This is a genomic window from Microbulbifer variabilis (assembly GCF_056232115.1).
Genome location: NZ_CP174325.1, coordinates 4101211 through 4125580, shown reverse-complemented (window position 1 = coordinate 4125580; position 24370 = coordinate 4101211). Strand labels below are relative to the sequence as shown.

15 protein-coding genes are annotated in these 24370 nt (G+C 47.2%); 14 read left to right on the top strand and 1 reads right to left on the bottom strand.

From position 1 onward, the window contains the following. Positions 1–19 precede the first annotated feature (19 nt). The 12 genes from ACJJI7_RS18365 (at position 20) to ACJJI7_RS18310 (ending at position 18654) form a co-directional block, all read left to right on the top strand. On the top strand, positions 20–733 hold the full coding sequence (locus tag ACJJI7_RS18365; RefSeq protein ID WP_282953432.1) for a 3-keto-disaccharide hydrolase: 714 nt from the start codon (positions 20–22) through the stop codon (positions 731–733). Positions 734–737: 4 nt separating this feature from the next. After that, a complete protein-coding gene (locus ACJJI7_RS18360) occupies positions 738–953 on the top strand; it encodes a twin-arginine translocase TatA/TatE family subunit (RefSeq protein WP_020412851.1) in 216 nt (71 codons plus the stop codon). Then, the gene (locus tag ACJJI7_RS18355) at positions 953–1867 is read left to right on the top strand and encodes a sugar phosphate isomerase/epimerase family protein (RefSeq protein WP_282953434.1); all 915 of its coding nucleotides are present in this window, start codon (positions 953–955) and stop codon (positions 1865–1867) included. Before ACJJI7_RS18360 ends, ACJJI7_RS18355 begins: the two co-directional genes overlap by 1 nt. A 266-nt stretch (positions 1868–2133) precedes the next feature. Continuing rightward, positions 2134–3930: a GMC oxidoreductase gene (locus ACJJI7_RS18350; protein ID WP_282953435.1), complete on the top strand. Its 1797-nt coding sequence runs from the start codon at positions 2134–2136 to the stop codon at positions 3928–3930. Then, complete coding sequence (locus ACJJI7_RS18345; RefSeq protein ID WP_282953436.1) at positions 3930–4625, top strand: gluconate 2-dehydrogenase subunit 3 family protein; 696 nt, start codon at positions 3930–3932, stop codon at positions 4623–4625. The genes ACJJI7_RS18350 and ACJJI7_RS18345 overlap by 1 nt, the downstream gene beginning before the upstream one ends. Positions 4626–4788: 163 nt before the next feature. Next, positions 4789–7548: a TonB-dependent receptor gene (locus tag ACJJI7_RS18340; protein ID WP_282953437.1), complete on the top strand. Its 2760-nt coding sequence runs from the start codon at positions 4789–4791 to the stop codon at positions 7546–7548. A 68-nt stretch (positions 7549–7616) separates the two neighbouring features. Next, a complete protein-coding gene (locus ACJJI7_RS18335; RefSeq protein WP_282953438.1) occupies positions 7617–8591 on the top strand; it encodes an isoaspartyl peptidase/L-asparaginase family protein in 975 nt (324 codons plus the stop codon). Positions 8592–9460: 869 nt separating this feature from the next. Beyond that, a complete protein-coding gene (locus ACJJI7_RS18330) occupies positions 9461–16522 on the top strand; it encodes an RHS repeat-associated core domain-containing protein (RefSeq protein WP_444901539.1) in 7062 nt (2353 codons plus the stop codon). Between the two features lie 9 nt (positions 16523–16531). After that, positions 16532–16996, top strand: a complete 465-nt coding sequence (locus ACJJI7_RS18325) for a hypothetical protein (RefSeq protein ID WP_282953439.1) — start codon at positions 16532–16534, stop codon at positions 16994–16996. 37 nt (positions 16997–17033) lie between these two features. Further along, positions 17034–17570 (top strand): pre-toxin TG domain-containing protein, encoded by a 537-nt coding sequence (locus tag ACJJI7_RS18320; RefSeq protein ID WP_282953440.1) that lies wholly within the window; start codon positions 17034–17036, stop codon positions 17568–17570. A gap of 54 nt (positions 17571–17624) precedes the next feature. After that, complete coding sequence (locus tag ACJJI7_RS18315; protein WP_282953441.1) at positions 17625–17939, top strand: hypothetical protein; 315 nt, start codon at positions 17625–17627, stop codon at positions 17937–17939. Positions 17940–18201: 262 nt separating this feature from the next. After that, a complete protein-coding gene (locus ACJJI7_RS18310) occupies positions 18202–18654 on the top strand; it encodes a hypothetical protein (RefSeq protein WP_444901540.1) in 453 nt (150 codons plus the stop codon). Between the two features lie 380 nt (positions 18655–19034). On the opposite strand, the gene ACJJI7_RS18305 is transcribed toward ACJJI7_RS18310, so the two are convergent. Continuing rightward, on the bottom strand, positions 19035–19718 hold the full coding sequence (locus tag ACJJI7_RS18305; RefSeq protein ID WP_444901541.1) for a TetR family transcriptional regulator: 684 nt from the start codon (positions 19716–19718) through the stop codon (positions 19035–19037). A 249-nt stretch (positions 19719–19967) separates the two neighbouring features. Between ACJJI7_RS18305 and ACJJI7_RS18300 the strand changes: the two genes are divergently transcribed. Together ACJJI7_RS18300 and ACJJI7_RS18295 are read left to right on the top strand one after the other, a co-directional pair. Then, positions 19968–21143: an efflux RND transporter periplasmic adaptor subunit gene (locus ACJJI7_RS18300; protein WP_444901542.1), complete on the top strand. Its 1176-nt coding sequence runs from the start codon at positions 19968–19970 to the stop codon at positions 21141–21143. 11 nt (positions 21144–21154) lie between these two features. Then, positions 21155–24325, top strand: coding sequence for an efflux RND transporter permease subunit (locus ACJJI7_RS18295; protein ID WP_444901543.1), 3171 nt, complete (start codon positions 21155–21157; stop codon positions 24323–24325). Positions 24326–24370: the final 45 nt, after the last annotated feature.

Here is a 24370-nt window from a genome sequence, read left to right as displayed (position 1 = left end):
AATAGGTGTGGAGATAATAATGATGAAAAACTTTACTAAAACCAGATCCAAAATATCCGTAGCGATTGCAGCAGCAGTGATGCTGGGTGCTGCAGGTTGCGAGCGGGTGCCCGAGTCGAGCGTCCAACAAGCGGATGGAGAGTGGCGTTACCTGTTTGATGGTGAGACATTACAGGGTTGGACTGGAACAAATGGCTCGCAGATTGGGGGTGCCTGGCAGGTTGTTAATGGCAATCTGGTATTGACCGCGGGAGGGGCTGGGGACCTGGTAACCGCTGAGCAGTTTGCAGATTTTGAATTGCAGCTGGAGTGGAAAATTTCTGAGGGCGGTAACAGCGGCATTATTTATCGCGTCGCTGATGGAGATGCACCAGTTTGGATGAGTGGCATGGAATACCAGGTGTTGGACAATGCCGCGTTTCCCAATCTGGAAAAGCCAAGCCACAGCGCCGGCTCAGTATTTGATATGTATGCGCCCAGTGAAGAGAGCGTTAAGCCTGCGGGAGAGTTTAATCAAACTCGTATTCGTGTAGAGAACGGCAAGGTAGAACATTGGTTAAATGGCAACAAGATTGTTAGCTACGAGCTTTGGTCAGAAGATTGGGGCAAGCGTTTGGCGGGCAGCAAGTTCTCAAATTATCCAGATTTTGCGCGGTCTGAAAGTGGCTATATCGCTTTGCAGGACCATGGCGATAAGGTCTGGTATCGCAATATAAAAATCCGGGAGCTATAAGCTAATGGGTATTTCAGGAATCAGTCTGTGGCAAATCCTGATAGTACTGGTGCTTGCAGTTTTATTGTTTGGCAGCGGCAAGATTCGCCGTTTGGGCGAAGATCTGGGGGGAGCAATCAGTGGCTTTCGCCGTTCTTTGCAAGGAAACCGAGAGGGTAGCGCTTCAACCGATAACCCCTCGAAACCCATTGCAGAGTTTTCCCAAATAGGAGAGCGGTAATGACTATCAATAGAAGGCGGTTTTTGGCAAATAGCACAAGCCTGGCAGCTTTGGGACTGGCTGCCCCTTTTATGGGGTTTGTTGGTCGTAGCCACAGCGCGGGAAGTGAAAGCTTTTTTAAGATTTCCTTAGCTCAGTGGTCCCTGCATCGGCAACTGCGAAGTGGTACTCTCAAGGTTCTGGACTTTCCGGTTAAAACGCGCAAAGTCTTTGGAATTGGAGCGGTTGAGTATGTAAATCAGTTCTTTAAAGATCAGGCAAAGGACTTGAAGTTTCTCACCGCAATGAAGGCTAGGGCAGAAGACCATAATGTTCGCAGTCTGTTAATTATGGTTGATGGAGAGGGCGACCTGGGTGATCCTGATAAAGGCAAGAGAAAGCAGGCGATAGAGAACCATTACAAATGGATCGAAGCGGCTAAACATCTAGATTGTCATTCTGTACGAGTAAATGCCGCAGGACAGGGGAGTCGCGAAGAAGTGGCTAAAGCATCTGTTGAGGGGCTGCGCGCGCTTTCGGAATTTGCCCAGGATTTTAATATTAATGTGATTGTTGAGAACCATGGTGGCTACTCATCTAACGGGGAGTGGCTGTCACAGGTCCTTCACCGTGTAGATATGCCCAACTGTGGCAGTTTGCCGGACTTTGGAAACTTCGGAGATTACGATCGCTATTTGGGAGTTCAGCAACTTATGCCCTTTGCCCAGGGTATCAGTGCCAAAAGCTTTGAGTTCGATTCAGCGGGAAGTGAAATCAACACGGACTTTGCTCGAATGTTACGGATCATTCGCGACGCGGGTTATCGGGGTTATGTTGGGATTGAATTTGAAGGGCCGGGAGATGAGGACCACGGAATTATGGCAACAAAACAGTTGCTAGAACATCTTGGTAGGAAGATGGAGGTGTCCACGTAATTAAATGAAAATAATTGATAAAATTTACTTACAAATGTAACCGGTTACATATTTTTAATTTTACCTAACCTGAAAATATGTATTTTAATGTCTGCTTTCTTCAAGAAATCAGTCTTTAACACCGATAAATTAAAAATTCAGACTTGATAGTTGTTCACCCAAACAGAAAAATATTCTAATAATGTAACCGGTTACAGAAAAATATTCCCAATTGATGGAATTTAGCCGGTCAGAAGAAAAATAAATGGTCATGCAGGAGAGATGTTATGGCGAGTGAAGATATTGAGAATAAAGAGTACGACGCCTTAATAGTCGGCTCTGGTGCAGGGGGCGGTATGGCTGCCTATGTGCTGGCCACAGCAGGTTTAAAGGTACTTTTGCTGGAAGCGGGGCGGTCCTATGACCCGGTCAAGGAAACCCCTATGTTTAATCTGCCCAAAGACGCCCCCCTGCGCGGTGGTAGCACGCCGGAAAAACCATTCGGTTTTTACGATGCGACAGTGGATGGTGGCTGGCAGGTGCCAGGCGAGCCCTATACCCAGGGATCCCGGGAGAGAGGCCGGCGTTTCGACTGGTGGCGAGCGCGTATGCTAGGTGGCCGCACGAACCACTGGGGGCGTATTTCGCTGCGCATGGGGGAATACGACTTTAAGCCGTACTCAAGGGATGGACTCGGTTTTGACTGGCCTATCAGCTATCAAGATCTGGCTCCGTACTACGATAAAACCGAGATGCTCATTGGTGTCTACGGCACCAATGAGGGATTGGAAAATACCCCGGATTCTTCCGATGGCGTATTATTGCCGCCCCCCAACCCTCGCGCTTATGAACTGCTAGCGAAAAAAGCTTGTGACAAGTTGGGTATCCCCGTGATCCCTTCACACTTGGCCATTCTCAGTGAGCGCCTCGACCATGAAAATATTCCGCAGAAACTGTTCCCCGATAACAAGCTTGCCCAGGATGTAACCCGTGAATCGATGAAATCCCGTGCTGCCTGTTTTTGGGCCACACCCTGTGGTCGCGGTTGTTCCATTAAGGCGAACTTCCAGTCCACCACAGTACTGCTGCCTCCTGCGTTGGCCACAGGCAACCTTGACATCATAACTGACGCAATGGTGCGCGAAGTTACCGTTGATAAGAAAGGCAAAGCCAACGGGGTTGTTTACATTGATAAAAACACCCGTCAGGAAAAGTTTGCCAGTGCCCGCGCAGTTGTCGTCGCGGCCAGTGCCGCCGAGACATCACGCATTCTTCTCAATTCAAAAAGCACTTTATTCCCAGACGGTCTCGCCAACGGCAGTGGTGTTGTAGGCAAATACCTGATGGATACTGTGGGCGCGGGAGTAGGTGGCCAGATTCCAGCCCTGGAAAACATGCCCGCTCATAACGAAGATGGCGCGTCGGCAATGCATATGTATATGCCCTGGTGGCTGTACAAAGAACAGTTGCGCGGAGACTTGGATTTTGCTCGGGGTTATCACATTGAATTCGGTGGTGGCCGCAGTATGCCTGGAGCTGGTGCCTTCGGCGGTATGGGTGATTTCACCGAAGGTGCCTACGGTAAGGATTTAAAAGAGGCCTGCCGACGCTATTACGGTTCCTTTGTCTGGTTCGACGGTCGTGGGGAAATGATCCCCAATGATGACAGCTACTGTGAAATTGATAAGGACCAGGTCGACCAGTGGGGTATCCCGGTTCTGAAATTCCACTGGAAATGGAGTGACCAGGAACTTAATCAGGCTGCCCACATGCACAAAACCTTTGCCGAAATTATCGAAGGTATGGGCGGCAATGTGACCACAACCGTACAGACCGATGGTGCCAAGGCAATTATCAACGGTGGTGCCATCATCCATGAGGTCGGCACCGCGCGCATGGGCTCCAACCCAAAAGATTCTGTGCTCAACCCTTACTGCCAGTCCTGGGAGGTTCCCAACCTCTTCCTAACTGACGGCGCCCCCTTTGTTTCTAATGCCGATAAAAACCCAACCCTGACCATTATGGCCCTGGCTTGGCGTACCTGTGACTACATCGTGGACCAATTCAAGAAGAGGAATATCTGATGAGCGAGGAAAAAACCAACCTTGGTCGCCGTAATGCCCTGCGTTTGATTGCTACCACCGCCGCTGCAGTTCCGGTAATTGGCTGCTCTGAGAAAGTAGCTGAAAAGGTTGTAGTGAGGGAGGACAAACCTGCGGCAAAACCTGCAGTTAAAAACCTGGATGCTCCGAAACAAACGCTAGCCAGGGGGACGCCCACGGATCCAGACCTTCTTAATCCAGTTGTGCCTTGGGAAATGCAGCTAGATGAGAATGAATTAGCGGTACTGGCTGCGCTCTGTGATGTCATTATTCCCACGGATGCAATTTCCCCGAGCGCCTCTTCTGTTGGTGCTCAGCATTACATCAATGAATACGTGAGTGCGCCTTATTCCAATAATAAAGCAGATCTTGTCACGATTCGCGGTGGGGTTGTCTGGCTCGAGGGAGAGTCTAGGCGCAGATTTCAAGGCTCATTTGTCGAGTTGAGTGAATCTCAAAAAACGGCCATCTGTGAGGACATCAAATGGACTCGCACCGCGAAGCCAGAATACCAGGCCGGTGCGCGTTTCTTTGCCAAAGTGAGGGTTCTCGCATCTACCGCTTTCTATACCACCGAGGAAGGTATGGCGGATATCGGCTATGTGGGTAACAGACCTATGGCCAGCTTCCCTGGAGCACCGCCTGAAGTACTAAAGCGACTTGGCCTGGATAGCTGATAGCTGTACATGGCCTTAACCCCCAGGGAAGGGGGCTCAAAAAAATAAGCCAGGGACAGGCAGACCTAAAACCCGGGTTATTCCGAGAGCTTGGTATGTGGATATGCCGAGTCAAGAGGGTGTACGGAAAGCTCGAGAATTATAATAAAAGAGATGCTCAGCAATGAAAGAGAAAACCCTTTATACAAATCGTAGGGCGGAACTATTACGCACATCTGCCAGCGCACTGGTGTTATTTAGTGTTGTTGGTATGGCGCAAGCACAGAATACGGAGCAAGCAAAAGAGGAAAGCTTGGTTCTCGAAGAAGTAGAGGTGATGGGTATTCGCCAGAGTATGGAGAAAAACCTTGATGTGAAGCGTTTTTCTAATGCTGTGGTGGATTCAATTACCGCTGAGGATATTGGCAAGTTCCCCGATAAAAACGTAGCCGATGCCTTGCAGCGAGTGCCGGGAGTTTCTATTGTCCGTAGTGGCGGTGAGGGTGCCCGGGTAAGTATTCGTGGTACGGCCCCTGAACTTACTTTTACTCAACTTAACGGTAACTATATTGCCACTCCGGGAGATGAGCCGTCACGCTCACTAGATTATTCTTTGTTGCCAGCAACAATGATTGCTCGTACAGATGTTTATAAGAGCCCTGAGGCAAAGCTGGATGAAGGCGGAATCGGCGGGACTGTCATTTTGCACACCCGCAAACCTCTGGATCTAGATGCGGGGGAGGGCATGCTATCAGTTGAGACAACCTATGCGGATGTCACTGAAAAGTATGAACCACAATACACAGGTTTTTACTCATGGAAAAATGATCAGGAAACCTTTGGTGTATTAGTGGGTTATTCCAAGCAGGATCGTCAGAACCGGGTGATTAGCACCACTACAGAAAACTGGGGATGGCAAGGTGATGAAAAGCCGCACGATGGCGTAGAGGCCAGGGGGGCTATGGTAGATATCGACGGTAATGAGTACCGAGATTTCTATGCACCCAGAGCAGTAGTAGGTAGTGTCTTTGAGGAGGAGCGTACCCGAGAGGGAATTCAGCTCAGTGCCCAGTGGCGTCCGGTTGAGCAACTTGAGCTTGGTGTCAATTATTTTCGCTTTGAACAGGGTGGTAATTCGGAGAATTATCGTATTGTTTTTCCTGAGTGGAACTACGGTAATGCAATTGCTCCCGGCAGCCTTAAATTTGATGAAGATGGCGATACCTTACTCGGTATTGGTATGCTGGATAGAGGGCAGGCAGAATTGCAGTCTCCTCAGGTAGCCGGTGACTACACGCGAGCAGAGTATGTATCAGATACCTTGGACTTTAATGCTATTTACCAAGGGGATGGCTATAGCGTGCGAATGGTTGTGGGCAGCACAAGTGCGGAAGGCGGCCCTTCCGAGAAATTGTTTGCCTCAGTAAACTCTCGCTATGGCACTGTGACTGACTGGAGCTGGGATCTAAGCAGTGGTACAGCAGAGATTGATACCAGTGCGGATCTGGGAGATCCCAATACTTACCCCTTATACGACTGGTTCTCTTCTCATTGGACCAGCAGTGAGGATGATGAAAACTATTACCAGCTAGATGTTTCTATTGATATGGATTACGGCTGGCTGACTTCCCTTGATGTAGGACTTAAATACCGCGATCACGAAATTAATCGTAGGATCACCAAACAATCCTGGGACGACGATAACCTACCGTGCCCTACTATTAATTGGGGCGGAGTTGAGGGGGCCTGTTATCCCTGGTGGCCGGATGATTCTTTCCACACTGACCCTAATGGCGTTCCGGATACGATTGATATCCTTTCCAGTGGCCCACTCGACAATATTATTGGTGGCGTAAAAGTGCCCAACTTTGCCTACCTGGAGTTTGAGAAGCTAAAAGAGTTTCTCTATGAGACTTATGGTGATCCTACAGTTATCGTAGAGCGGGACCAGGATTATCGTATCGGTGAGGAAGTTACTGCAGCCTATGTACAGCAGAATTTTACCTCTGCCACTTTGCGCGGTAATTTTGGTGTTCGCGCGGTAAAAACCAAACAATATGCCCGCACTTATGACAATATTGACGGGGTTTTGCAAGATGAGCCCAATATTCGCGACAGCAGTAACACCGATTTTCTGCCAAGCGCCAATATTGCTTGGGATATTAACGATGATTTGGTAATGCGTGCAGCCCTCGCAAGGGTTGTTGCCCGAGTGAATTATGATGACCTCGGTGGCTCTGAATCCATACACGCTCCATTGCCAGGAGCGACTGTGAGAGATGGATTTGCGGGGAACTCCGAATTAGAACCCTATAAGGCAGATCAGTTTGATTTAGGCCTGGAGTGGTACTTTGACGATGCTTCCGCAATGGGAGTGACCTTGTTCAGGAAGGATATTGCATCATTCGTAATTAACGGCAGCTCCCTGGTTACCAGGGAAATCGATGGTGACACTTGGAATGTCAACATGTCGATGCCTGTTAATGGCACCGATGCCACCGCCCAGGGTGCCGAGCTGTTTGTGCAATATGCCTTTGATAACGGTTTTGGGGTTTTAGCCAACTACACCTATACGGATACCGAACTGGCCAACCTCGACCTCGAAAGCGGTGAAACAATCAAAACAGAAATTGCGGGCACTTCTAAAGATCAATACAACCTATCGGTGTACTACGAGAATGACCTTTTCAGTGTGAGAGCTTCCTACAACTATCGCAGCGCCTATGCGGATGGCTATAGCAACGGCGTGAATACATTTACTGATGAGTATGATCAACTTGATGTAAATGCTTCTTATAGTTTGATGGAAAATCTTACTCTCACTGCCTCCATTATTAATCTCACCGAAGAGAAGGTGGATAGGTATTGGGGCGAGGAAAACAGGGTCTTGGGTTCCTCCTACTCAGGCCGCCGCGCCTACATGGGGCTGACTTACAGCTTCTGATCTCGCCATAACTACGGCGCACAGATACATTACTGTATCTGTGCGCTTTCCATTTGAGATAAATTATCGTGATCAGCAAAAGAAAATTCCTGAAATATTCCTTCCTGGGCACTGCTGGTGCTCTGGCAACATCTTCAGTGGCAGCTATGGCAAGGCGTTATACGAAGAAGGGAAAAAAGCCGGTAGTCATATCAACCTGGAACCATGGGGGCCCTGCCAATGAGGCAGCTTGGCAGGTTCTCACTGGGGGTGGCAGGGCTTTGGATGCCGTCGAGGCCGGTGCGCGAGTGCCGGAAGGTGATCCTGAGGTAACCAGCGTTGGCTATGGTGGTTTTCCCGATCGCGATGGTGTAGTGACTCTTGATGCCTGCATTATGGATGACAAACAAGATTGTGGTTCAGTGGCTTTTTTACAGGGTATCAAGCATCCCATCTCGGTTGCGCGAAAGGTAATGGAGGAAACTCCACATGTGATGTTGGTTGGAGAGGGTGCGCAACGTTTTGCCGTTGAACAGGGATTTGAAATTGAGAACCTGCTAACCCCGAAAGCCGAAGCCGCCTGGCGTGAGTGGAAGCGCGAGTCCCGTTACCAGCCGGTAATCAACATTGAAAACCACGATACTATCGGCATCTTAGCCTTGGATCAGGACGGCAATCTTTCAGGTGCTTGTACTACCAGCGGCGCTGCTTTCAAGATGCATGGGAGGGTAGGGGACTCACCAATTATTGGTGCCGGGCTCTATGTCGACAATGAAGTTGGTGCGGCTACCGCCACCGGCATGGGTGAGCTAATGATCAAAACTGTCGGTTGCCATCAAGTGGTGGAGCTGATGCGTCATGGCTATACACCGGAAGAAGCCTGTCGTGAGGCGGTGGAGCGTATTGCACGCAAGCTTGGGGACTATAAGAAGTTCCAGGTGGGTTTCCTGGCTTTAGATAAAGCCGGTAATTATGGTGCTCACTGTATTCACCCGGGTTTTAATTATGCGGTGCGTGATGTGGATGGTGCGCGAATGATTGATTCAGAAAGTAAGTTAGGGTGACTCTTTGAAATAAGCTGCCTATATTAACTTCGTTCTGATTTGCCGGTCATTGCTTGCGGCAGAAAAACCCAAACTATAGCTGGGTGCTGTAAATCACTGGCTATTAAAGCTAGTAATAATGGCTCTCAGAAAGCTGGTCGCTCATCAATGTGATACTAAAACTTAGAGGATTTTTCTTGGTAGGCTTTTGGGTGATATTGGAACTAGTCAAGCCGAGTTCTTAAACCTGTTACTAAACAAGGCAAATAGTATCCTGCCTAACGTATAGTATTTATGTACTTTTGTACCCCTTAATTCATACTTTTATTAAGCGATCGTTATTAAAGCTTTAGGCTTATGATGCCTCGCCCCTCTATGCCCCTTTAATTGGTTTTAGTGCCTAGTTGCATTTGACATCTGCTAGCTTTTTATGGGCTATGAGTAAGGTGTGAAGAAAGTTCCATTCTTTATATTGTGAGTGAAAGCAACACTGACATCGTATGCCTAATTGCATCTTTCGCGTAGTTTCAAGTAAACGCATGGTCTGCATCTTGATGGCTACTCTTTAGCGGGAAAGAGCTTGGATAAATTTGTAGTTGGAAGGGTAGTGCTAGTTAAGCTGAATTTTCAGTTGAAGTTGTTAACTTATTGACATGGAGGGCTTCCAAAGTGAAGCCATAACAGCGAAAATGATGGGAGGTGTTTGGTGGTGCAAAACGATAATTTTGACGTTGCCGTGTAGAATGCGTACCCACGTTATTACTTCGGCTAAGAGTTAGATGGTGCGAGCATACAGCTTAGGGAAAGCTTAGTTTATGTGCTGAATATTAAGCTTCATTTGTGCGTATAGACATAAAAATTATTATATAAGATTATAATTAGGATGTTATATGAAGGGTATTCCTTTAGTATCCAGGCTTTTATTGCTTGTTTTACTATTCTCAGCAGGAAGTTTAATTGCGGAGAATATCGATGATTCGTACTACGATGTTTACTATGGTGATGTCAATGGTGATGGGGTAGATGATATTTATCTCAAAGCTAGAGACCTTTATGTAATGATCCATGGAGAGGTTGTTGTACCTCTCGTACTGCCCCCGATAAACCCTAGTTATTTATATGCTTCTCAAGGCGGTAGTTATGGCTCTCCGGTTGTCAGTGAAAATATTGATATCAGTTTACTGAAAAAAGTACCGCCGACAAGTTTGCAATATCTGGACTACAGTGGCGATGGTAATACAGATCTTTATATTGCCAAGGTTGGCAGTATGCTACATAACGCTGTAATTGCAGGAGGCGATGCAATAACGCCGGATATAATCGCTACCAATGTCTTCATTGATAAGATAGGTAATCTATCGATCACGCAGACAGACCCGGCGAATGACCTGATGACCGAATCTTTATACAGAGGTAAACTCACCGGTCAGCATTTGGTGGGTAAAGATGGATCGTTTAACTATACGATCCCTATTGAGGTTCCACCTGGTATTAATGGCCTGCAGCCCCAAGTCAATTTGAATTACAACAGTAATCGTCGAAATGGCGTAGTGGGTTGGGGATGGGATATTGGTGGCCAGTCAAAGATATCACGATGTCGCGCTAGTAAAGTGAGAGATGGTACGATAAGCGGCATTAATAAGGGAGATGCTTATAAATTCTGTCTGGATGGACACCGTCTTGTTCAGACTGGTTCAGGTTCTCACGGGGGAATAAGTTATCGTGAATATCGTACCGAATCAGAGTCATTTCAGCGCCTGAGAGCTTATGGGGGGGAGGCTGCGGTACCAGACTATTGGCGAGTTGAGTCAAGGGATGGGGGAAAAATTCATTATGGTGCGAAGGGCTCGGCCAATGCTGAATTTGAAGACGGTTATAATAAAACACTTCACTGGCGGATTGCTAAGCGTGAGGACGTCTTCGGCAATTACATGGTGTATACCTATGAAAAAGATACCTCTGCAGGTGTCCATCGAATCAGTCAGATTGATTATACCAAGCACAATGTTGCACAAGGGACTAATAATGCGCTGATTTTCACCTATGAACCCAGAGTAGATGTTCGCGAAAGCTATATAGCAGGTAGAAAGCATAGAGTAGATAAGCGCCTAAAAAATATAACAGTAAAGAGTAGCGCCAGTCATATAGTTCGCCGTTATAGTCTCAACTACCAAGCTGTTGATGGAAATATCAATGCTGATCCAACCAGTACCAGTAAGCTGCAAAATGTCACATTATGCTATGGAGGGTCGACCACAGATTGCGGGCAGCCGTTATCTTTTGATTGGAGTTCCTCATCGAGTAGCACATATGCCAATAAACCTTTGGGTAGTGAATATCGCTGGGTTCTTGATGAAGTAGTATTTCCAGAATGGTTAGCTGACTTTAATGGCGATTATAAAGTAGATTACCCTGTTGTCCGAAATGACACTCTTTACGTTAAAGATGCAACGGGCACTATGGTGAAAGTAGGTGATGTAAGCTCACCGGGAACTATTACTTATTATCAATATAATAGAAGTTTCTCGGAGTCACTTATCCCGACAACAAGAGATCTAAGATATTTTGGTTTCATCCCGTTGGATATAAACGGAGATGGTAAACTTGATCTCATAGCAAACTCTTGGATGGGGCTTGCTGGCACTAAAGCTTTTCTCAATACTGGTAGTGGTTACGTTTATAGTGGAGCTTATTCCCTTACTTCTGAGCAAATCACCTTGCATACAGGAAGTCCAGGTTCGCAATCGCATCTTTGGCCAGAAACATTAATACAAAGTGTCACAGCCCCTGAGCCTTATCGCCTAGTATTTAAGGATATGAATGGTGATGGCTTGGTTGATGTTTTTCGATACGGTATTGGTCGTTACACTTTATCGACTGACGGGCGTTATCGAAATTATTTAAAGGGTCCATTAAAAGATCGCTCGGTAGCCTTGAATACGGGTAGTGGATTTTCGGAGTTTGCGCAATGGTGGCATGGAGAGTCATCTCACCCCTCAACACGGATAGGGGATATTAATGGTGATGGCTTACCCGATATGGCTGATGTACTGGGAAATGTCTCGATTAATACCGGTAATGGATTTATTTTAAAATCACCAGAAGACTATTCTTATGATGGTGAGTTTACCCGCTTTGGACCCGCTCAGCCTTTTCCCGATATAGTAGATAACCTGCAACTGCAGGATATGAATGGGGATGGCTTGGCAGATATGGTGTTTAGTTACAATCGGATCCTGTATTCTACAGGGGATGATTGGGTTGCTGCTCCGACAGACCCCGGAATTGAGAGCGCGACAACTCAAGTACCCAAAGAGCAACGTAAGAGCACTCTTGGAAGATTTCTCGTTGACTATAATGGTGACGGGTTAACTGATAAGTTGTATATAGTTAATGCTAATTGTGAATATCTCACTGAGCGAGAAGATAAAAAATCTGCATACTTAGCTGTGCGCTTTAATAAGGGAGAATCTTTCTCCAGTTGTCAATTACTTCATAGTTCACCTAAAAACTACGAACATATTAATGCCGTTCCCGATTGGCGAACTAGCGCATGGCTGGATCTTGACCGTGACGGTATGGTCGATTTTTTTGCTGATCATGATGGTAGCTCTACTGCTAATGATACACAGGGGCTAACTACTACTAGCAATAATATTAGAAAGCCTCGTATTGAAAGTGTTAATTTTGATGGCCGCGAACAATTGGAGGTTCAATATCGACCTCTAGATACAGCGTGTGATCTGGCGATCAAAGGGAATGTCTCCTGTAATTTGCTGGGTATAAGGCAAGTTTACGATTCTCACGATAATGAGGATATAGCGCCTGATGGTGCAGGCCCCAAAAATACAGTCCCCGTGTCTAGTTTACCGTATGTTGTAACCATACTAGAGGAAAGTAATGGTATTGGTGGTACCACAGTTGCGGAATATAAATATGAGTCTCCTGTTAGGCACCGCACGGGCTATGGTTCTTTAGGTTTTGCCAGAGTTATAGAAACTGTGAGCCACGAGGGGCAGGCTAAAAAAATACGTACAGTGTCAGAATTCCATCAGGTGGCTCAAGATAATTATCTTTTGGCCGGTCAACTTAAAAGACAGCAAGTCTGTGCGGTAGATGGCTCCTATGTAGACTGTTTCAAGAACTGCTCTAATTCCGCTGATACTTCCACTTGTACGTTAGATGTACTAAGTGACACTAAGTATCGGTGGAAAATTCGTACTTATAGTGATGATGTGGATGCTGGTTTTAGTAGTCCGCATTATTTTCCTTATGTATACGAGCAAAGTACGGTAAGAAATAGCCTATATAATGGTAGTAAAATTTCCGATACAATTATTCGAAACCATAATTCTGCAAGCTTTTCTTGTAGTCCTGTAGAAAATATTGATATTGTACTCACTACAACTAGTGATGTGGATTATCATACCGATGGTGTGTTGCTCAATTCCCACAAGGTAATCTGTGATACCTATGCTAGCCAGGCTAGTGTGACTGCACATCATAAACAAAAAAGCCAAATATTCAGTACAAAGTCAGATGATAGCTGGATACTGGGTTTGCCTGAGAGAGTAGAGGATACTGCATCAGTGGGTGCCAGTAGCACTTCAGTTAGCAGCAAAAAACGAACTACAGCTTACTCCTATAATAACAACGGAACAATAAAAACAAAAACAATTGAACCTGAGGGCTCTGCTTCATTAAAACTAATTACAACGTATGGTTATAACAACTATGGCTCCATAAGCAGTATCGCTGAAAGCTTTAATAGCTTCGCTTATGATGGTCTGGATTTTACCGTTCGTGCGGAGAGTTATATTGAAAACTTTGATGCCAATGGTATACGCAAAGTAACCCATACCAACCCTAAAGGCCAAAGTGCAATCACTAAATTTAGTGCAGATTTTGGTTTGCCATTTGAAATTCAGGATCTAAATAATCTTATTACAAAAATATCATATGATAGTGTTGGGCGGGTGGACCATATAGATCATCCTGATAATACTCGTACAGATTTTGATTATCGAAATTGTGGCAATAGCTGTTTTAGCTATAACCCAAATGTTGAGTTTTATATTCAAAGCAAAACGACAGGGTCGCCTTCTGTTAGGACATACTTTGACAGTTTCGAGCGAGAGCTAGGGAACAGAACAAAGGATATGCTGGGCGCTCTTATTTACAGTTATCAGGCCTATAATGGGCAAGGACTCATTACTTCTGAGATTGCTCCCTTTTATAATAACGATCCACAGTATAAAGTTAGCACTAAGTATGATTTGCTTGGCCGAGAAGAACTAAAGACAAAAGCGGACTCATCCACTGTTAAAACAACCTATAAAGGTCTTGAAACAGTAGTTGCCAAAACTGTTCTATCAGAGCATAGTCCGTCGGAAGTACAAACAACCAGGTTGTTTGTGAATGGCGCTGGTTGGACAATGAAAACTTTGGACAATGCCGGAACTCAAGTTGACTATACTTATTGGCCATTTGGAGATTTACAGTCAACCAAGGTTGATAATGATAATAACACTCTGATTAATATTGAGTACGATATACTGGGGCGAAAAACATTACTGAGTGATCCGAACACAGGTACAGTCTTATATGATTATAACCCGCTAGGTTTAATAGCAGCTCAAACTGATGCAGAAGGCTATGTTACTCGGTTTAGTTACGATAAATTGGAGCGTACTATTGCGCGAACTGACAATGCTACAGCGGTTCACGGCTCATCAGGTCTTACTCACAGCTGGACCTATGACGATAAACTTTATGGTATTGGGCTACTGGGAACGCTCAGTGGCTATAATTCAGACGGCTCGGCCTATACAGAAAATTATAGTTATTCGTCTTTTTCACAACCAGAGTCAGTTGAACAGGTTATTGACGGTAAAAGCTATATAACTCGTCAACACTATGATTCATTTAATAGGGCATTTGCTACCACCTATCCAACAGGATATACGATCGCAAATCATTACAATAGCCATGGACATATGGTTAAAGTAAAAAATGCTCATGATGGTCAAGTGTTATGGAGTGCGAACTCGCAAGATGCTCGCGGAAACCTAACAGAGTTCACCTTAGGGAACGGAGTTGTAACCAAGCAAATATACAAGCCAACGAATGGATATATTGATAGTGTTGTAGCAAAAAAGGGGAGTTTCCTTATTCAGAGTCATGAGTATGATTTTGATAGTTTAGGTAATCTGGACCAGCGCAGAGATAATAAGAACGGCTTAACCCAGAGCTTTTATTATGACTCTGTGAATCGCCTGTCAAAATCATGTTTTACCAATTGTATTGGCGCACCCAACGACTTTAGCTATGATGTTTTGGGTAATGTAAAAACACTGTATGATAATTCTGATATTTATCAATACGGTCAAAACGGGGCGGGTCCTAATGCGGTAACCAGCGCTCGTGGATATACCAACTATTATAATCAGAATGGTAGTTTGACCAGCTCAACTAAGGACAGTAACAATCACCGTGCTGTAGATTATGCTGCATTTAACAAGCCTACCCGCATAGAAAATACTGTTAATGGTGTAACCCGTTGGTCCGAAATCACGTATGGCCCAGATCAGAGTCGTGTTAAGCGTACTGATAGTAGCGGCCGCTCAACTATCTATGCGAGCCTCGGTGTTTATGAAGAAACCACCTTTAACGGAATCCTGCAAAAAATTCATTATGTAGGGGATTATGCGTTATATATACAAGAAGGTGATGCTTCATCTGGTTATTACCTTTACCAACATCGTGATCACATTGGCTCTATAGTGGCAAAATCTGGAGCTAACGCTGACAGTAATGATGATGTGCAGTGGATGTCAAATGGCCCCTGGGGAAAGAGGCGTGATACATTATGGAATGGCGCAGAAGAGGGTGAAGACTATGTGCCCTTTGTTACGGCTCGAGGCTATACGGATCATGAGCATTTGGATGGTGTTCAGCTCATTCATATGAATGGGCGTGTATATGATCCAAGTCTTGGCAGATTTTTGAGTCCTGATCCATTTATTCAAAGCCCAAAAAATTCGCAAAGTTATAACCGTTATTCTTACGTTTTAAATAACCCTCTTTCTCTTGTAGACCCGACAGGGTATATGTCCGTAAATTTCGGAAGTAGGTGTAATCTAGAAAGTAGAGGTTGTCTACCACCCTGTGCTGAAGGCGGGTCCTGCCCAACCGGACCGGGTGGAAGAACTTTCACTGGCCAGACTTATATTAATTCAGTAATTTCATTGGGTCAGTCGCCTAGTGCATCTGGGTTTGCTTCTTCAGAAAGTGGAGGTTGGGGGCAGATTAGTTCATCTGGGCAGAGTGGTGGAAACTCCGATGGAATAGGTAGTGGCTTCCTCAAAGGTATGTTTGACCTTTTTGCTTCCTCGGCTTGGTACGATTCACCTAACCCTTTTGTTGAGCTTTACCCGGGGGAGTTGTCACCTGCAAATTTAGTGGGAGCTGATTATGAGTCTCCATTTGAAGCGCCGGTTTCTCCAGAGGCACAGCTTGGCCATGATTTAGCTTTGCCGGCTTCGATATTGGTTGGGTTATTTGCCAGAAACCCAATGGGGGCTATGAGGCAAGTAAGTAGTGCTACAAAGGCAGGACCGAAAGCTCTAGGGCACCTCCGTATAGGACACACTGTACCTTGGGCGGAAATGACAAAGGCGCAACGAAGAGCCTTTCAACATTCCTACTCTCGTCATGCTGCTGAACTTGGACTGCCAAAATGGAAGCAGGGAAATGCGGAAGCGTTGAGGAAGCAGTTCAACTCCGTTGTAGGGCATATTCGAGAAACAGGTACTCACTTAGGAACTCGAATGAAACCATTTAATGGAAAATCAACTCGCGTGAACTACTACGAATCAAATCTACAAGGTACTAACTACTATTACTACGAAACTATGAGTGGTCAATTTATCAGTGCCGGTAAGGCTAGATAGGGGATATAAGTGGAGCTGATAGAAATTTATGTTCTTTGCAAGGAAAGAACTAAAAAATTAGTGTTGAGGTTCTTGGATGAGTTGCTTCCTAGCAGAGAAGAGGTCGCGGAGGATTATCCATATCCAGAGTATAGTGATGAGCCTGAATGTGTGTACGATACCAGTGATGAACTCCTTCAAGTACTAGAAAAAGACGAAAGTGCATCGTACTCAGTTTACTGGGATGGCACCGGCAATAGTGTTGTGAAGAGTGCGATGAGTTTTTTTACTGAAGATGGATGTATGATTGCAGGCATAACTGTTCCGGCTGATGGGAGTGAGAGTTGGCTTAACAAACTATCGGAGTTGGTGGGTGGCGAATATGGCTATGTGGGATTCGATAGCCCTCCACCGGATACTCGGGAGGAGTTCATTCAGATGTGTAAGGGTTCTGATCAAATAAGGTTGGTTGCTGGGGAAAAACTGCGAGACTAACCTAAGTAGTTGATTTAATGGGCATAGTAATGATTTCATGCCCATTACTGGGTCTTCCAATGTCGCTTGCGATTCGTGCCACCCGACTTCAAATTTTGAGTTTGACGGCTCTGGCGTTGATGCAGGTGCATCGTTAATTGCAGACTTATTTCCGGGAGTTGGCTCAGCAAAAAGCTTGGGGCAAGTTTTTACTGGCACTGATTTGATAACAGGAGAACCTGTCAATCGATGGCTTGAAGGGGGAGGTATTTTATTAGGGATGGTTCCCTTTGGTAAGACGCTAACCAAAGGGGATAAAATGGTTGATTTATATCGGGCAGTAGGCCCCGATGAATACCATAGCCTTATAACCATGAGGGGAAAATTTGAGTTTGGTCCCAATGGTAGTGAAATGAAGCAATTCGGAATGAGTTTTGATGAGGTTCTTAAGTATGCGAATACAAATCCTGAATATGCGGCTATCTTGAGGGTAACTGTCCAAAAAAATTCTTTAAAACAATTTCATTTTTCAAAAGGAAAAATTGACCCATTTATTTTTAAAGGTGGCGTTGTTACCGTTAACGGGCAAAAGTAATTAGATTTCCTCAATTCCGCAGTAATATCAGTAGTTAATCATTTGGAGTAAGTTGTGGGAAAATTTACAAGGCATGTTTTGGCTCGGGTCGAGTTGTGCAATGATGTGGATAGTCCAAAGACAAATGGTGTTAGGAGTGGATATAACCCCCATCATAAATTTGACGGTATAAGTTTTTTAGTTAGCGGTATGCATTCATATGGGGATGATAAAAAGCATTTCCCGGGTGAGGTGATCAATGCAAATATAAATTTTGCTAGCTGGGAACATATAAAAGAAGATGTGAAAGTTGGTGATGTATTTTTAATACAGGAGTTGGATAGGGTTGTGGGAAAGGGAGTCATTCTAGAGATTGATGAGGGTGAGTAAGAGTAAAGTATGACTCTTACTTTTTCGAATTTTGGGAGCGGAATCGAGTGTAGGTATAGTTATCACTTTCACCCGATGCTTTACCTCATTCCTAGAATGAGAATCGCTAATTCGGAAGGCGTGGCTGGTTGAAAATCCTTAGCTTTGAAACTCAGAGCATATAAATCCCGAAAAAGCCTCGGCAGTGTAATCTATCGGGGCAGTGCCCCAAGAGCTGCTTTTGAAGTGCAACAGAGGGCGAACATGTTGAGGGATTCGATTAATGCTGGAACATTCGGGCCCTGGGAGTGAGAGTTTTAATATGAGTCATTTGTCGTGGCAAGAATTTTTGAGAGCCCTAGTTGAGCAGTATTTGTCTGGGGCTGATGATCGTGACCTAAGCGCTGTGTTTGGCGGGAAAGAGGTTGATTGGTCTGGGGTTGTGAAAAGCATAGACTTGACGAATGAGTATGCCCTCGGAGTGTCAGTCGAAATGGATGATCCGAAAATAACTTTGGGCGACTCAAAAAAATTGATTGCTAATAATGTTTTTTTAAATGTTGATGGCGCTCAGAAGTCTTCCTGGACTGATACTCAAATTGGCGAGCGCATTGCATTCTCGGCGCGTATTCGGCGGGTAAATGGGCCTTTCCCTGGGGTGCGTTTGTCTCAGTTCGAGTCCGAACCAGAAGTTATATTGTTATTGGGTTTAGAAGCAGCCAAGCGGATTGATTGAATTCAGGAAATCATCACTCCAGAAAACCCACAAAGCCCCAGCAGAGTAATCTGGCGGGGCTTTTATTATCCGGTACGCGTCCAGCGCCGAAAGATCATCCCTTCCATCATTTCCCGGATAATCTGCTGTTCCTCGCCCAATAACTGCTCAATGGCCTCGAACAGCCACCGGATTCTGTCGTTGGGGCCGCGCTCGTTCTTATCGAATAGTTTCGTCGTTGGGCTTGGCCTGCTGACCAGTCCTTCCAAGGTGGGCTGGGCTGTGTGCTACCAGCCTCCTACCTCTTAATCTGCGTCACATGGATATCGGCGGCGTCTGCCAGCCAGCCATAGAAACCGAATTCGAGTTTTAATGAACATCTTGTGCGCGAGTATTCAAAATCAGTGCAAGGTTCGCTGCTGCCGGTCCAAACGCATAGTAGAAGAAAAGCGAATCATATCTAGTAGCGTGTCGATGTAACGCTCGCCCAGTTCACCCAAATCCTCAATTCGTGGAGACTGCAGCCAGTCTTCCAATACGCCAAAAAGACCACCATGTAGCATCTGTTGCGCCAGATCTACATCTAAGTCAGCAGGCAATTGTCCTGCAGTAACTGCCATCTTCATTAAGTTGGCCATGCGCTCTAAGCCAGCAGTGCGGCCTTGCTTGATACGCCGGGTTGATTCACACACTTCACTGACAGCTTCACATGGTAGGAAGATAATCTCGAGGACCCGCTGCCATTGTTCATTGCAGGCAATATCATGGAACAACCAAACCCAGCGGGTACGCAAGGTTCCCAAAGGGTTTTCCTTCAGCTCTTTCCCGGCAGTCTCACATAGTCTCTCACCGGGAAGTTCCATGCGCTCTGCCAAGGCATTAAGCAATCCAGCTTTACTGCGGAAATGGTCGTAGATCGAGCCACGGGTTACCCCGGCCAGTTCAGCCACCTCTGCAAGGGAGGCATGTGATACCCCGAATTCATGAAATACATTCATCGCGGCGTCCAGGATACGCTCACGAGTTGCCGCTGTTTGCTCTTTTCTGAGTTTGGTCATGGGGACTGCAGCTTCTTTTCTAATCATGTTTGTCTCATCTGACCGCATATTCACCGCATTTCGCCGCACGGTAGCTAAATGAGATATTCGTGCAAACCCTTGAAAACACTGGGTGAAAGTGCATCTTAGTCGATTATTACGCGCTGATGAACAGTTGATTGAATTTCATGCGTGCACATAAAATGTCAAGCAACTAGAACTAGACTTTCCTGTCTCTTTTCATGTTTCCCCGCAACTGACCCGCAATACCGGTAGTCAGCCCTTATTGAGGTAACCATGTTCAATAAAAAAGCGCTAATCAGTCTTCTGGTCGCATCCTCTGTTCTTGCGGCCTGCGATGAAAAGGCCGCTTCACCGCCGATGATGGCGCCTCAGGTTACAGTTGTCACGCTGGAATCTGAGCCAGTGACCCTCACAAGGGAGTTGCCGGGGCGCACTTCCCCTTTCAAGGTGGCGGAAGTTCGCCCGCAAGTTAATGGCATCATAAAACAGCAATTGTTCCGTGAAGGTGGCCGTGTCGATGCAAATCAGCCGCTCTATCAGCTGGATGATGCCATTTACCGAGCGGATGTGGACAGTGCCCGCGCGAAGTTACAGCGTGCCAACGCCGCCATGAATATCGCGCGATTGAAGGCGGTACGGACTAGAGGCTTAATAAGTAATGGAGCCGTTAGCAAGCAGGAAAATGATGCGGCTGAGGCGGATTTGCAGGAAGCTCGTGCAGATGTAGCCGAGGCTAAAGCGGAGCTGCACCGGGCTGAGATACAGCTGGACTACGCCCAAATTACTTCCCCGATTACGGGCCGAATTGGTAAATCCTCTGTAACCCAGGGGGCACTAGTGACGGCCAATCAGGCCGCAACTTTGGCCACAGTGCAACAGCTGGACCCCATTTATGTGGATGTTACTCAGTCGGCTGCAGAGTTGGTAAGCCTTCGCCGGGCTCTCCAGGCCGGCACACTGGCGGATGCCACTCATCTGCCGGTCAAGATCCTGCTGGAAGATGGCGGTGAGTTTGAACACCAGGGCAAACTCGAGTTTGCCGAAGCAAGTGTTGATCCCTCAACTGGTAGCGTATTGCTACGGGTAGTTGTACCCAACCCGGATAATATGTTGCTGCCGGGCATGTATGTGCGTGCAATAGTGGGCAGCGGTGTACGCGATAACGCTATTTTGGTGCCTCAACAAGGTATTGCGCGGGACCCGAAAGGCAATACGTCAGCCATGGTGGTCAATGAAGAGAATATCGTTGCTCAGCGCTCAGTACGGGTAAGCCGCACAGTTGGCAATCGATGGCTGGTAGAAGAGGGGCTTGAGCCCGGCGACCGTGTCGTGGTGGCTGGATTGCAGAAAATCCGCCCCGGCGCCCCGGTGCAGCCGAGTGAGCGTGAGGACAAACAGCCACCTGCAGCAATTGGCGATGAAAAAACCACAGCTGAGCAGGGTTCCTGAGGGTAGGGGTTATGGCGAGTTTTTTTATCAACCGACCCATCTTTGCCTGGGTTCTGGCAATTATCACAATGCTGGCTGGTGCTTTGTCCATCAGCAAGTTGGCGGTGGAGCGTTATCCCAATATTGCACCGCCCTCTATCAATATTGAGGCGAACTACCCAGGCGCTTCTGCCAAGGTGGTCGAAGACTCCGTTACACAGATCCTGGAACGGAATATGAAAGGCCTGGATGGCCTTCTATATATGTCTGCTACCAGTCAATCCAACGGTGGTGCTTCCATTTCTCTGACATTTGAGAATGGTACCGATCCAGATACCGCGCAGGTACAGGTCCAGAACAAGGTGCAGTTGGCAATGCCATTGTTGCCCCAAGAGGTACAGCTACAGGGGGTCAACGTCAGTAAGTCCCGCGGCGGTTTCCTGATGGTTGCGGGCTTTGTATCTGAAGACGGCAGTATGAATCGCAACGATATTGCCGATTATATTAATTCAGCCATTGTGGACCCGGTTAGCCGGGTACCGGGCGTTGGAAACGTGCAGGTATTCGGCTCCAAGTATGCACTGCGTATTTGGCTTGACCCCAATAAGCTGACCACTTACGACCTGACACCGAATGATGTCGCCGCAGCAGTGCGGGCACAGAATGCCCAGGTTACCGTGGGCAGCCTTGGAGGTGCGCCGGCAGTGCCGGGGCAACAACTCAATGCCTCCATTACCTCACAGGGACGCCTGCAAACCCCGGAGCAATTCCGGGAAATTGTGGTCCGTGCCAATGATGATGGCTCCCTGCTGCGGCTTGGCGATATCGCCCGTGTTGAATTGGGGGCAGAGAACTACGAGTTTATCTCCCGCTACAACCGCCAACCGGCAACGGGTATTGCCATTAACCTGGCTACTGGTGCCAATGCGTTAGATACCGCAGAGGGCGTTAAAGCAAAGCTCAAGGAGCTGGAGCCTTTCTTCCCGCGGGGACTTACCTCGGTCGTACCTTTTGATACCACGCCCTTCGTTGAGGTCTCCATCAAAGGTGTGATCAGTACTTTGATTGAAGCCATTGTGCTGGTCTTCCTGGTGATGTATCTGTTCCTGCAAAACTTCCGTGCAACCTTAATTCCCACGATTGCAGTGCCAGTAGTACTGCTGGGAACCTTTGCGGTTCTCGCGGCATTGGGATTTTCGGTCAATATGCTCACTATGTTCGCCATGGTGTTGGCCATCGGCCTGCTGGTGGACGATGCCATTGTGGTTGTGGAGAACGTAGAAAGGGTGATGCGTGAAGAGGGGTTGTCACCAAAGGAAGCAACTAAAAAATCCATGAAGCAGATTACTGCGGCACTGATAGGTATCGGCGTGGTGCTCTCGGCAGTGTTTGTGCCTATGGCATTTATGGATGGCGCCACTGGCGTAATTTACCGGCAGTTCTCAGCAACCATTGTTGCTGCCATGGCCTTGTCCGTATTAGTGGCGATTATCCTGACCCCCGCACTATGTGCCACCTTGCTGAAACCACTTTCAAAAGGGGAAAGCCACGGTGAGAAAGGCTTCTTCGGTTGGTTTAATCGGAACTTTGAGCGCGGCAGCCAGCGTTACCAGGGCGGAGTGCAGGGCATTCTAAAACGCAGCGGCCGTTTTATGCTGTTGTTTGTGGCCCTTTCGGCCGTGATGGCCTTCCTGTTTCTGCGCTTACCCAGCTCCTTCCTGCCGGATGAAGACCAGGGCGTGCTCTTCTCTATGGTGCAGGCACCTGTAGGTGCGACCCAGGAACGCACCATGGCATCTATCCGCAAAGTGGAAGATCAGTTTCTGGACAACGAGCAGGGTATCGTGAAGTCGGTATTTTCGGTACAGGGCTTTAGTTTTGCTGGCAGCGGCCAGAATACCGGTATCGCCTTTGTAAATATGGAAGACTGGTCCGACCGGGAAGAGGAATCGCAAAGTGCCGGAGCGGTAGCCATGCGCGCAATGGGTGCGCTGATGCAAATCAAAGATGCCATGGCTTTTGCCTTCGCACCGCCGCCCCTACCAGAGTTGGGCTCATCCGGTGGCTTCAACTTTTACTTAAAAGATAATGGCAACCTGGGGCATGAAGCGCTTACCGCTGCGCGCAACCAATTCTTGGGAATGGCTGGACAGAGCAAATTACTCTCTAACGTACGCCCCAATGGCCAGGAGGATACGCCGCAGTTCCGGGTGAAAATTGACAACGCCAAGGCTGCGGCCCTCGGCTTGTCTATTGCCGATATTAACAGCGCGCTGAGTACCGCTTGGGGTGGCTCGTACATCGATGATTTTATCGACCGCGGCCGGGTGAAGCGGGTTTATATGCAGGCGGATGCGCCATATCGCATGGTGCCGGAAGACTTCCAGCTTTGGTCTGTGCGCAATGACAAAGACGATATGGTGCCTCTATCTTCCTTTGCCAGCTTCTCCTGGGAGTACGGATCTCCTCGCCTGGAGCGCTACAACGGCGTGCCATCCATGCAAATCAACGGCCAGGCAGCTCCAGGAGTCAGCTCTGGTGAGGCCATGGCAGAAGTGGAGAGACTGGTAGCTCAGTTGCCGGCGGGTGCTGGTATTGAGTGGAGTGGCCTTTCTTATCAGGAGCGTGCCGCCGGAGCACAAACACCACTGCTTTATACCCTTTCATTACTGATTGTTTTCCTGTGCCTTGCCGCACTTTACGAGAGCTGGACAGTACCAACAGCCGTATTGTTAATGGCGCCTTTAGGTATTCTTGGCGCGGTGCTGGCGAATAGCTTGCGGGGGATGGAAAGGGATATCTATTTCCAGGTGGCCATGTTGACCACTGTGGGCTTAACCAGTAAGAACGCCATTTTGATTGTGGAGTTTGCCAAGCAAAACTTAGAGGATGGTATGGAGCTGGTGCAGGCTACTATGCGTGCAGTACGCGATCGCCTGCGCCCTATCCTGATGACTTCTTTGGCTTTTGGTTTGGGAGTTCTTCCGCTGGCGATAGCCACTGGTGCAGGTTCTGGCGCGCAACGCGCAATTGGAACCGGGGTACTGGGGGGAATGGTTGTGGGCACGCTGCTGGGAATCTTCTTTATTCCTTTGTTCTTTGTGGTGGTGCAGAGACTGTTTGGGAGAAAGGCTAATAATAAAGAGTCATCTCAGGCTGATGCTCCTGAACGCAATGAGACTGAGGCTGTAGAAGCTGTATAAATTTATATCTGAAAAAGCCAGGCCGGATAATAGGGCCTGGCTTTT

Bases quoted from the DNA above. Each gene is read 5' to 3' on its own strand.
- ACJJI7_RS18360 (WP_020412851.1), top strand. From the start codon at position 738: ATGGGTATTTCAGGAATCAGTCTGTGGCAAATCCTGATAGTACTGGTG.
- ACJJI7_RS18365 (WP_282953432.1), top strand. From the start codon at position 20: ATGATGAAAAACTTTACTAAAACCAGATCCAAAATATCCGTAGCGATT.
- ACJJI7_RS18310 (WP_444901540.1), top strand. From the start codon at position 18,202: ATGCTGGAACATTCGGGCCCTGGGAGTGAGAGTTTTAATATGAGTCAT.
- ACJJI7_RS18320 (WP_282953440.1), top strand. From the start codon at position 17,034: ATGCCCATTACTGGGTCTTCCAATGTCGCTTGCGATTCGTGCCACCCG.
- ACJJI7_RS18300 (WP_444901542.1), top strand. From the start codon at position 19,968: ATGTTCAATAAAAAAGCGCTAATCAGTCTTCTGGTCGCATCCTCTGTT.
- ACJJI7_RS18305 (WP_444901541.1), bottom strand. From the start codon at position 19,718: ATGATTAGAAAAGAAGCTGCAGTCCCCATGACCAAACTCAGAAAAGAG.
- ACJJI7_RS18330 (WP_444901539.1), top strand. From the start codon at position 9,461: ATGAAGGGTATTCCTTTAGTATCCAGGCTTTTATTGCTTGTTTTACTA.
- ACJJI7_RS18345 (WP_282953436.1), top strand. From the start codon at position 3,930: ATGAGCGAGGAAAAAACCAACCTTGGTCGCCGTAATGCCCTGCGTTTG.
- ACJJI7_RS18350 (WP_282953435.1), top strand. From the start codon at position 2,134: ATGGCGAGTGAAGATATTGAGAATAAAGAGTACGACGCCTTAATAGTC.
- ACJJI7_RS18355 (WP_282953434.1), top strand. From the start codon at position 953: ATGACTATCAATAGAAGGCGGTTTTTGGCAAATAGCACAAGCCTGGCA.
- ACJJI7_RS18340 (WP_282953437.1), top strand. From the start codon at position 4,789: ATGAAAGAGAAAACCCTTTATACAAATCGTAGGGCGGAACTATTACGC.
- ACJJI7_RS18295 (WP_444901543.1), top strand. From the start codon at position 21,155: ATGGCGAGTTTTTTTATCAACCGACCCATCTTTGCCTGGGTTCTGGCA.